We start from the raw sequence: 10,678 nt of genomic DNA, 5'->3' as shown, positions 1-10,678 counted from the left end.
GAAGTCCGGCCGCACCAAAATCGTCTCGAAGTGAAACCGGAGAACCCATGGCAAACCTCCATCCGTTTGCCATCTTGAATCAGAAAAACACCGTTCCGGAAAGCCCCTATATGAGTCCCACTCACAGAGACTTGGTATTAGCACGACCAGCGTGACCGCGACCGTAGCGGCAATCGCGCGCCTCGGGGCGACACGCTCCAGGGCGAACCGTTGGCTTGTCGGCCCGATCACGGCGATCGCCGCAGCGACAGGGAGAACCCACAGGCTCCCAGCCACGGGGCCGAACAGGGACCAGCCGTGGCCGCCCGCCATCGCGGTCCAGATATCGACCGTCGCAGTAAAGGTTTCGGCACGGAACAGGACCCAGGCGATAAAGACGAATACCATGGTCAGGAGCCAGCTGGCGGCCCTTGGCATCGCGATACCCAGGCGGCTCGAGGCATGGTTGACGATTAGTGCAACTCCATGCAGTCCACCCCAGACAACGAACGTCCAGCCGGCGCCGTGCCACAGGCCGGCCAGTAACATGGTTGCCAGCAGAGCGACGCTCATCGCGGCAAAGCCCTGGCGGCTGCCGCCGAGCGGGATATAGAGGTAGTCGCGCAGGAAAGTGGATAGTGTGATGTGCCACCGTCGCCAGAAATCGCGTATCGAACTCGCCAGATAGGGCGCGTTGAAATTGACCGGCAACTGCAGGCCGAACATCAGGCCGAGGCCGATCGCCATGTCGGAATAGCCGGAGAAATCGAAATAGATCTGCAGGCCGAACGCGACCGCCGCGACCCAGGCCTCGCCCATCGTGAGCGCCTCGTTGCTGGCACGGGCATAAAGCGGGTCGGCGATGGTGGCCAGCGTGTCGGCGAGAGCAACCTTTTTGAACAGGCCGACAACGAACAGAGTGAGGCCGCGCGACAACCGTTCATGGAGCCCATCCCGGAGCGGGTTCAGGACGTACTGGAATATAATCTCGTTGTGGCGGACGATCGGCCCGGCGATAAGCTGCGGAAAGAACGTCACGTACATCGCATAGTCGGCGAAGGGATAGAGTGGCGCCTGCCCGCGCCGCCGGTCAACGAGATAGGAAATCTGCTGGAAGGTGAAGAAGCTGATGCCGAGCGGCAAAATGATGCCGAGCGGCTCGGGCGCCAATCCGGTCACCGGCTCAAGAGTCCCGACGAAGAAGTCGAAATACTTGAAGACGCCGAGCACGGCGAGGTTAAGCGCGACGCCGAGGCCCACCAGCCACCGCCGAGCATGGTCATCGAAAAGGCGGGCGAAGGCCCAATTTACCGAAACAGATACGATCAGCAACGGCAGGAAGCGGAGGTCCCAATAGCCGTAGAATATGAGGGACGCGGTAATTAGCAGCCAGGTGCGGGTTGTGCGACTATCGGCGGCGGCATAGTAGGCGCCCAGGACGAGCGGCAGGAAGACCAGCAGGAAAACCTGCGAATTAAAGAGCATAGGTTGTGGCGCAACTGTCGGTTAAGGCGCGCAATCTACGCGATTCGATCTCTGCTGGTCACGTCCAAATCGAACGGTTTCGACGACGGCCGGTCCCAGATTCGACGGAGGCATGTCCCCGGCCGAGAATTCGCCGTCCACCCGGCCTCGCGGCGCTTGCCCCAGGCGTCGAAGGAAAGGCGCTCGACCAGCAGCCCCGCCGCGTCGGTGACGACATCGAGCGAGCCGAGATGATCGCGCAGCAGATAGGCCCTGTCCTCGGCGACCGGATAGGTACCGAGGTCACGCCGCTAACCAGCCTGTTGGTTTCGCGACCGCCATCGACTATGAACGAGCTTCGAAAGAGGGCAAAACAACTCGGGAGCGCGCGAGGGTGGCGAATGCTTTGTACCCGGTGATCTATGTCCACACCGGGGACGACGAAGTCATCATGGACAATTGGCAGCTCGCCTTTCCGGAGAATTTCTGGGAGCGCATCCGGCGTGTCCACTATGCCGATATGTTCGGAAACGACGAACTATTGATCGGGCATACCATCTTCGCCGATCTCGAGCGGCTCGATCCGAAATCGCGGACCGAGGCGACCCGCTTTTGGCACCTGTTGAAGTCGTGCGGCCATCCGATCGAGTTGCTCAATCATCCCAATCGCGCGGCCATGCGCTATGAATTGCTGCGTAAGCTGTACGAGACCGGCCACAACGCGTTCAACGTCTACCGCCTCGCCGAGGGGCGCCTGCCCGCGCGCTATCCGGTCTTCGTCAGAGCGGAAAACGACCATCTCGGCGCGCGATCCGACTTGCTGAAAGACGCCGCAGAGCTCGCGACGTGCATCGACGAAACGCTCGACCGCGGTGTCGCCCGGGACAGTGTGTTGATCGAGGAATTTATCGATACGGTGAGCGATGACGGTGTCTACCGTAAATATAGCGCCTTCAAGATTGGAAAAGAGATCATCCCCGCCCACATTTTTTTCAGCAAAGACTGGAACGTCAAGAAAGGGGACATCGCCGACGAGAGCACGATTCGGGAAGAACGCGAATTTATCGAAAACAACAATTTTTCCGACCAAGTCCGCGACATCTTCGCGATCGCGGAGATCGATTACGGGCGGATCGATTTCGGCATCAAGGACGGCCGCGTGCAGACCTGGGAAATCAACACCCATCCCGTCATCGTCGGCAATTCCACGCTGACGGAGCAGCGCCTCGATATCGCCCATCGCTTCATGGCCCGTTTTGCCGCGGCCTTTCTCGACCTCGGCGCCGAGGGCGCGGCGCCAACCGAGGTGGAGGTGTCGGGATGAGCGCGGCGGTGAATTCGACTCGACGGGCCGGCAAGACGCCGCCGACCTATCCCGTCTTCTACGCGCATACCGGAGGCGATGAAGAAGTCATCGTGAAGTGGCAGGAGGCGTTTCCCGAGCAATTTTGGCAATGGTTCAAATTCGTTCGCTACGACGAGATCGTCGAAAAGCAGGACGTCGATGTCGGTCACTACATCTTCGCCGACCTGGAACGGCTGACGCCGGAGATGCGGGTCAAGATGGATATTTTGTGGAAGGCGCTGGGTGACAGTGGCGCCCCAATACGTGCCCTCAACAACCCCAACCGGACGGCGATGCGTTACGAGCTGCTGCGCCGGCTCTACGACGAAGGATACAATGCGTACAATGTCTACCGCCTGACCGAGGTGCGTCGCCCAGAGCGGTTCCCGGTCTTCGTAAGATCGGAAAACGACCACCGCGGACCGCGGTCAGGGCTGGTACACAACAATGACGAACTCGACGAAGCCCTCGACGGTCTCATCGACCGCGGCTTGCCCAGGGAGAGAATTCTGATCGAGGAATTCCTCGACACCGCGGACGACAAGGGGATGTATCGCAAGTACGCAGTCTTCAAGGTCGGGGACGAGATCATTGCGGCTCATATATTTTTCAGCAACGACTGGCTCATCAAGAAATGGGAATTAACCAGCGACGACATTCTCCGCGAAGAGGCCGCCTTCATCGCTCGCAACCCCTTCGAGGATCAGATCCGAACGGTCTTTGAACTCGCGAACATCGATTACGGCCGCATCGATTTCTCTGTGATCGACGGACGCATCCAGACCTGGGAAATCAATACGCATCCGATCGTCCATGGGTTCTCCACGGACTTGGCCGAACGGCGACAGGTCGTGGAAGACTTTTTCAGGCGCCTGATCGGCGCGTTCCGAGCGATTTCCGAGGGCGAAAACCGCGCCCGCACGGAATCGGTTGCCCCACCGCATTCGGCGCGCTAAATTCCCGCCGCCCCGCAACGCCGCAAGTTCGCGGGCGGGTTGCAAGGTGCCTCGCCGCACTGATTTTCAATAGCAAAAACAGAGACTGAGATCGATGACGGCAATGTTCAGGACAACGACGATTTTGGCATTTGCGGCAGCAGCAACGCTGTCGGCGTATAGTTCCGCCGCGACCGCCCGCGACTTCACCGTCGTCGGTTGGGGCGGGGCCAATCAAGAGCAACGCAGCGAGCTCTTTTACCGGCCATTCGCGAAAAAGCAGCATATTGTGTTGCTCGAGGACGTGTATCTCGGCGGCTGGGGACAGTTCCAGGCGATGCAAGATACCGGCGCCATTCTCTGGGATGTGGTCCAGGTCGAATCCTCCGAATTGGCCCGGGGTTGCGAGGAAGGCGTCTTCGTAAAGATCGACTGGCCGCGCATTGCGAACCGCGACAATCTGATGGCGGAGGCGATTACCCAGTGCGGTCTCGGCATGATCGTATGGTCGGCGGGGCTTGCCTATAACACCAAGCTCGTTGACGAGGCTCCAGCCGGCCTCGAGGATTTCTGGAACCTCGAGAAGTTCCCCGGCAAGCGCGGCATGCGGCAGGGGCCGAAGATGAACCTCGAATTCGCGCTGATGGCCGACGGCGTCGCGCCCGACAAGGTCTTCGAGGTTCTCTCCACCCCCGAGGGCGTGGACCGCGCCTTCAACAAACTCGACGAGATCAAACCGCAGCTCCAGTTCTGGAAATCGGGCGGTCAGCCGCCGGAGTGGCTCGCCGCCGGCGACGTGCCGATATCGATGGCCTATAGCGGTCGCATCGCCCGTGCCATCGACGAAGGCAAGGACGTGGCCTTCGTCTGGGACCGGCCGGTCTACGCGATGGATTCCTATGTGATCCTGAACGGCACCGGGAACGAAGACACCTCCTACGACTTCCTCAATTACATCATCGATGCCGACCCCAACAAATGGGCCGAGGTCGTGCGTTTTTCGAACTATGCCGTGGCTCTGAGCGACGTGAATGGAATGATGGACACCAACACCGAGAAGAAGCTCCCGGCCGGCGAGAATATCGCCAACGGCCTGTTCTGGGGCACCGACGAGGCGATCTCGTTTTGGCTCGACAATCAGGAGCAACTGACCGAACGCTGGGACGCCTGGGCCGCGCAGTAGGATTACTTTCCTACTGGCCGCTGCCACCGCGGTTGGCCCACCAGCGAAGAAACTCGACCGTCGCCAGCAACGCGACCGAGACCAAGATGAGAAACGTTGCGGCGGCGACGATTGACGGGTCGAGCTGATCGCGGATGCCGCTGAAGAGCTGCCGCGGCAAGGTGAGTGTCGCCGGCGAGGATAGGAATAGCGCCACCACGACATCGTCGAACGACGTCACGAAGGCGAAGATCGCGCCCGCAATGACCCCCGGCAGGGTCATCGGGAAGGTGGTGTCGAAGAAGGTTCGCAGCGGCGACGCGCCGAGGCTCTGCGCGGCCCGGACATAAACCCAATCGAACCGTTGGAGCGCGGCGGTGACCGTGATGAAGACGAAGGGAACGGCCAGAATCGTATGGGCCAGGACCAGCGCCGAGAAAGTGCCCAACAGGCCGAGGCCGGCGAGCGCAAAATAGGTCGCCAAGGCGACGATGACGACCGGGACGACCAAGGGCGAGATGATCAACGCCACCACCGCGCCTTTGAACCGGAAATCGACGGCGACCAGCCCATAGGCGGCGAGGGTTCCCAGAATCGTGGCCAATACCGTCGTGGCTATGGCGATGACGAGGCTGTTGCGAAAGGCGAAGACCCAGGGATAGGGCTCGAGGACCGTTTCGTACCACTGCCATGAAAGACCGGGCAGCGGATAGTTCAAGAAGCTGCCGGCGCTGAACGAAAGCGGCACCACGACCAGTACCGGCAACAACAGGAACAGGAAGCACATTCCGACGAAAACGCGAAATCCGATGCGCCACAAACGCTGCGAATAGGTGGACGACGCCTGCATGGCCGGCCTTCCCTATTGGACCTTGACAGCGCCACCGCGCAGTACGCGCGCGTAGAGCGGAAAAAACAGCGCGACGACCAGCATCAGCAACAGAGCGATCGCCGCCGCCATGCCCCAATGCGCGGTTTCCAGCGCGAAATTGAAGATCGTCGAGCTGAGCATCTGATCGCGTGGGCCGCCGACCAAGGCCGGTGTCACGTAGAACCCGACCGAAATAATGAAAACCAGGAGGCAGCCGGCGCCGAGGCCGGGTAGGGTCTGCGGCAGGTAGACGGTGAAAAAGGCGTTCAGTGGCCGCGCGCCGAGCGATGCCGCGGCGCGCATGAGATCGCCGGGGACCGACCGCATGACACTGTGCAGCGGCAACACCATGAACGGCAGGAGGACATAGACCATGGCGATATAGACGCCGGTTCGGTTGAAGATCAGCGGAATCGGGGTATCGACAAGACCAAGCCAGATCAAAAGGCCATTCAACACCCCATTGGATTGAAGCAGGATCACCCAGGCCGCCGTCCGCACCAGAACCGACATCCAGAACGGCAGCAAGACGAGGAACAGCAGCAGCCGCGACAGCCGGCCCGGCGCGGTGGCGATGGCATAGGCCATGGGATAGCCGACCAATAGGCAAAGCGCGGTTACGACCACGCTCATCCAGATCGTTCTCGCCATCAGACGGAGATAGACTTGATGATCGGGATCCGCGCGCGCAATACCGCCGTGATCGTCCTGGCGAAGATCGAGTGCGGCGAGGACGAACCGCGCCGTCCAGGGCCCGCTCACGGCGTCGATCGCGTGCCACGTCGAGAGCTCTCCCCACCGCGGATCGAGGGCGACCAGATCGCGCCTCGGCGCCTCAGCATCGAGACGGTCGGCGTGCCGGGCCGCGCGCATCAGCACGCTACGCAACCCACCCGTCTCACGGTTGAGACGGGTCGCCGCCGCGGCGATGGTCTGATTCTCCCGCGCCACGCGCATGTCCGCGACCAAGGCGGCATAAGCCGCCTCGTCCGGTATGGATGCCCCGTCCCAGCGCTCGAGGGCGGCCGCGGTACGGGGAAATGCGTCGGCGAAATCGGGACTGTTGACGCTGGTCACGAAGATCCCGGCGATCGGGATCAAGAAGAACAGGATGAGGAAAGCGAGCAGCGGGGTTGCGAGCAGTAGGCCGCGCCGCAACGCCCGGCGACCGGCCGGAGGATGGTACGCGGCGGCGCTATCGGATCGCATCGGAGGCCGGATCCGACGGCGTTGGCGCCAGGTCCAGGGCGGAGCAGAATTTCGGATGCCACCGCAGCGCGACGCGCGCGCCTTCCCGCATCGGCGGTCCATCCGGATCCTTGACCGCTTTGGCGACAACGGTTCCGAGCCCGTCAACCGCGACCCCGATCCGCAGGTGGTCGCCGTGAAAGAGCAGGTCGGTCACCGATCCGGCGAAATCGGATTCGTCGTCGGCGCTCAAAGCCTCGACCACGACCCGCTCCGGACGGATCGATACGAGGACCGGGCTGCCGGCGGCGAAGACGTCCCGCGGCCGCGCTTCGACGCGGTGCCCGGAGTGCAGCCGAACCACGCAGACATCGTTGCCCGCATGTTCGACCGTGCCGGGAAAGGTGTTGTTCTCGCCGATGAAATCCGCGACGAAGGCGTTGTCCGGCGCCTCATAGACCTGCTCCGGGGTGCCGACCTGCTGGACAACGCCGTCGTTGAGGATCACCACCCGGTCCGACATCGCAAGTGCCTCGTCCTGGTCGTGGGTGACGTAGACGAAGGTGATGCCGCAGGCATGGTGAAGGCGCTTGATTTCGACTTGCATCTGGTCGCGCAACTTCTTGTCGAGGGCGCCGAGGGGCTCGTCGAGAAGCACCAGCGAGGGCTCGAAAACGAGCGCCCGGGCCAGCGCGACCCTCTGTTGTTGTCCGCCCGATAACTGGCTGGGCCGCCGCCGCTCGAGTCCATCGAGTTCGACCATGGCGATGGCCGCGGCAACGCGACGGGCGCGTTCCGTCTTGGCTATCCTGCGCTGAACCAACGGATAGGCGACGTTTTCGGCGACGGTGCGGTGGGGAAACAGGGCATAGCTCTGGAAGACGACACCCATGTTTCGCTTGAAGGCCGGGATCCGAGTAAGGTCGTTGCCGTCGAGAAAGATGTCACCACGGCTGGGATCTTCGAACCCGGCCAACATCATCAAGATGGTCGTCTTACCGGCACCCGAGGGCCCAAGCAGAGTCAGAAACTCTCCGCGGCGGATTTTGAGTTCGAAATCACGGACAACATCGACGTGGCCGTCATAGCTCTTGGCGACGTTGCGAAACTCCGCAACGAAATCGCCCGGCACAGTGCCCGTGACGTCGTTTGGGCGATGGAGCATCCAGTTCTGCCTGCGACGTTCCCCTGGCCGCGGAATTTGGCACGCGGGCCGCACCAACAACAAGGCCCTCATGCGCACTATGCGCAGCTATTCGCGAATTTGCCATGGTTGGCGCGGGACGTGCCTCCGACCGCGCCGACGTGGCTCAGGTTCTAAGCCAGATTGGGCCGCGTCTCCAAGCCCTGGCGGACGATCGCCTCGACGCGCAACCGCTCGTCTCCGGACAATGCCATGCGCGGAATGCGGACGTGTTCCGTGCCGTAGCCGGCCATCTGCTGCGCCAGCTTGATGTATTGCACCAGCTTGACGTCGGTATCGAGATGCAGCATCGGCATGAACCAGCGATAGATCGCCCGCGCCTCTTCGATGCGGCCGTCGCGGACCAGTTCGAACATGCGCACCGCCTCGCGCGGGAAGGCGCCGACCAGCCCCGCGACCCACCCGACCGCACCGAGTATCTGGCTCTCCAGGACGATGTCGTCGACGCCGCAGAACAGCAAATACCGGTCGCCGCAGACGTTGACGATATCGGTGATGCGACGCACATCGTCGGAGCTTTCCTTGAGGGCGACGAATTTGGGTTCGTCCGCCAGCTCGGCGAACATGTCCGGCGTGATGTCGATGCCGTAGGTGACCGGGTTGTTGTAGATCATGATCGGCAGATCGGAGGCCGCCGCGACCCGGCGCAGATGGGCCATTGTTTCGGCCCGGTCCGACTTGTAGATCATCGGCGGCAGCACCATCAGGCCGTCGACGCCGATCTCGGCGCAGTCGGCGGCGAGGCGGGTGGCGGCGGCGGCGACCGATTCGGCAATACCGACCAGGATCGGCACCCGTCCCTTCGCGAACCCAGCCGCCATGCGGACGACGGCGCGCTTTTCGTCGGGCTCGAGCGACCCGTTCTCGCCCATCGTACCGAGCATGACGAAGCCGCTGACGCCGGCCTCCAGCATCGCCTCGAGGTGGGCCTCGGTGGCGTCGAGGTCGAGTCCGCCATCTTCCTTGAACTGGGTCATTACCGCCGGGAAGACGCCCTGCCAATTCACCTTCATGTCGGATCCCTCCGCCGCGCTGTGTCGGCGCGACCCTGGCACCGCGGCCAAGTCGCGTCAAGCCATGGCGCGGCGCTCACTGCCCGCAAAATGTCCTGTGCGCAGCCGGTAACGGCGGCCGACGGCGAGGGCCGCACACCGGGCAATCGCAGGTCGCCGACTAGAGCCTTATCGGATCATACGGGATCAATTCTGTTGCGATTTGGGTGTGCCAGGCCGCAAGGCGCCGTCCGAAACGCGATGGCGAAGCATCGGGTGAGGGCGGCAACGCCACGGATGGCCGCCCAAACGCAACCCTGTCGGGCCGCGGCCTTTTTCGCCATGACGGCGTCAACCGCCTTGACCGTATTCGGGATACGCTCCGCGGCGCTTTCCTGGTCGCGGCGAACAATACCTGCGGCAGAATGGTTCCGTATGATCCGATAAGGCTCTAGCGCGTTCGATAGTGCCTCAGCGTCGCCAGTGCATCGTTGTCGCCGCTGCTTTCGACATGCCGTACCAGATGGTCGACGTGTTCGTCCCAGGTTGGATAGGCGCCGGTGAGGGCAAGGATTAGGCGTTCGACACCGATGACGAAGGCGACATCGAAGCTTTCATCGAGTACGGCTTCGCCGACCTCGGTCCAACCTTTGCCGGGCGGGTTATCGACAACCCGCGGCGCGGGGCTGTCGCCAAGCCAGTAGTGAAAACCGACGGTGGCCGCTTCAACGGGACCGTCCGGGGTTTCGATCCTGATGAATCCCGACCCATCGCCGGCGGCGCGCGCTTCCTCTTGATCGCGCAGCAACACCTGCCGGTCCCAGTCGATGTCGTGACGCTCGACGATCGGGCGCAACGGTTCGAATAACGCGGTCGAGATGAAGGTGAAGCGTTTGCGATCGAGCTTCATCGCCTCCAGCATGAATTCAAGTTGATGGCTGAACGCGTCCGCCGCGGTATCGCCTATCTTCCGGTGGGACTGGTAGACGTGGAAAACCGGCAAAATATCCGGACGATGGCGATCGTGGATATCGTCGAGCTTGGCACAGACTTGAACGACCATGTCGCCGGGTTCCTTCAGCGCCTCCCAGGCCCAACCGCGCAGACCGCCGTTCAGAGTCGACCTACCGGTCACTACCGGAAGGGCGTCAACCGAACGATAATTCTTCTCGCTGAAATGATCGATGAGGAAGGTCTGCATTTGGTCCACGGCATCGACGAATTTGACCGACTGTGCGCCGGCCTCGCCGGAAAGGCGCAACGGCAAGATCGACGACAACGCCAGGAGGGCGCCTCCTTTCAGGACTGTCCGTCGTTCAATCAATTCATAATTCCCCAGTGCCATTCATACCTGTGCAATTGTCCCACGGATTCTATGGTTGTGACATTCAGAGATCGGGCGTTGGTTCCGAGGACCTAGGTTTCCAACGAGCTATAACCGAATCTTGGTGATGGCGTGATGTAGAGGCGGCGTATCCTGGCGATGTTGAGGTCGCCGATTTCCAAGAAGGAAGGATACGCCATGTACGAAGATAGAG

Annotated in this window: 9 protein-coding genes; 3 read left to right on the top strand and 6 right to left on the bottom strand. The window is 61.9% G+C overall.

The window, feature by feature from the left end:
* Nucleotides 1-1,464: MBOAT family protein (locus tag GY791_02015; protein MCP4327198.1), on the bottom strand; the 1,464-nt coding region annotated here is incomplete at its 3' end.
* Nucleotides 1,465-1,837: 373 nt separating this feature from the next.
* Here GY791_02015 and GY791_02010 point away from each other — a divergent pair.
* The 3 genes from GY791_02010 (at nt 1,838) to GY791_02000 (ending at nt 4,906) form a co-directional block, all read left to right on the top strand.
* Nucleotides 1,838-2,767, top strand: a complete 930-nt coding sequence (locus GY791_02010; GenBank protein ID MCP4327197.1) for a hypothetical protein — start codon at nt 1,838-1,840, stop codon at nt 2,765-2,767.
* The gene (locus GY791_02005) at nt 2,764-3,744 is read left to right on the top strand and encodes a hypothetical protein (protein ID MCP4327196.1); all 981 of its coding nucleotides are present in this window, start codon (nt 2,764-2,766) and stop codon (nt 3,742-3,744) included. The genes GY791_02010 and GY791_02005 overlap by 4 nt, the downstream gene beginning before the upstream one ends.
* A 103-nt stretch (nt 3,745-3,847) precedes the next feature.
* Entirely contained in the window at nt 3,848-4,906 is a 1,059-nt protein-coding gene (locus tag GY791_02000; protein MCP4327195.1) for an ABC transporter substrate-binding protein, read from the top strand.
* Nucleotides 4,907-4,916: 10 nt separating this feature from the next.
* Here the strand turns inward: GY791_02000 and GY791_01995 are convergent, their stop codons facing one another.
* The 5 genes from GY791_01995 to GY791_01975 all read right to left on the bottom strand — a co-directional run bounded on the left by GY791_01995 (nt 4,917) and on the right by GY791_01975 (nt 10,464).
* Nucleotides 4,917-5,735, bottom strand: a complete 819-nt coding sequence (locus GY791_01995) for an ABC transporter permease (GenBank protein ID MCP4327194.1) — start codon at nt 5,733-5,735, stop codon at nt 4,917-4,919.
* 12 nt (nt 5,736-5,747) lie between these two features.
* Nucleotides 5,748-6,965 carry an ABC transporter permease gene (locus tag GY791_01990; protein ID MCP4327193.1) on the bottom strand — a complete coding sequence of 406 codons (1,218 nt, stop codon included), beginning with the start codon at nt 6,963-6,965 and terminating at the stop codon, nt 5,748-5,750.
* Nucleotides 6,952-8,109 (bottom strand): ABC transporter ATP-binding protein, encoded by a 1,158-nt coding sequence (locus tag GY791_01985; GenBank protein ID MCP4327192.1) that lies wholly within the window; start codon nt 8,107-8,109, stop codon nt 6,952-6,954. Before GY791_01985 ends, GY791_01990 begins: the two co-directional genes overlap by 14 nt.
* Before the next feature lie 152 nt (nt 8,110-8,261).
* A complete protein-coding gene (locus tag GY791_01980) occupies nt 8,262-9,161 on the bottom strand; it encodes a dihydrodipicolinate synthase family protein (protein ID MCP4327191.1) in 900 nt (299 codons plus the stop codon).
* A gap of 430 nt (nt 9,162-9,591) precedes the next feature.
* A complete protein-coding gene (locus tag GY791_01975) occupies nt 9,592-10,464 on the bottom strand; it encodes a hypothetical protein (GenBank protein ID MCP4327190.1) in 873 nt (290 codons plus the stop codon).
* Between the last annotated feature and the right edge of the window lie 214 nt (nt 10,465-10,678).

It is taken from the genome of Alphaproteobacteria bacterium (assembly GCA_024244705.1).
Lineage (GTDB): Bacteria > Pseudomonadota > Alphaproteobacteria > JAAEOK01 > JAAEOK01 > JAAEOK01.
This window is presented reverse-complemented; position numbering and strand designations above follow the sequence as displayed.

Coding starts and splice junctions, on each gene's coding strand:
- GY791_02000 (MCP4327195.1), top strand. CDS start 3,848: ATGTTCAGGACAACGACGATTTTGGCATTTGCGGCAGCAGCAACGCTG.
- GY791_01990 (MCP4327193.1), bottom strand. CDS start 6,965: ATGCGATCCGATAGCGCCGCCGCGTACCATCCTCCGGCCGGTCGCCGG.
- GY791_01985 (MCP4327192.1), bottom strand. CDS start 8,109: ATGCTCCATCGCCCAAACGACGTCACGGGCACTGTGCCGGGCGATTTC.
- GY791_01980 (MCP4327191.1), bottom strand. CDS start 9,161: ATGAAGGTGAATTGGCAGGGCGTCTTCCCGGCGGTAATGACCCAGTTC.
- GY791_02005 (MCP4327196.1), top strand. CDS start 2,764: ATGAGCGCGGCGGTGAATTCGACTCGACGGGCCGGCAAGACGCCGCCG.
- GY791_01995 (MCP4327194.1), bottom strand. CDS start 5,735: ATGCAGGCGTCGTCCACCTATTCGCAGCGTTTGTGGCGCATCGGATTT.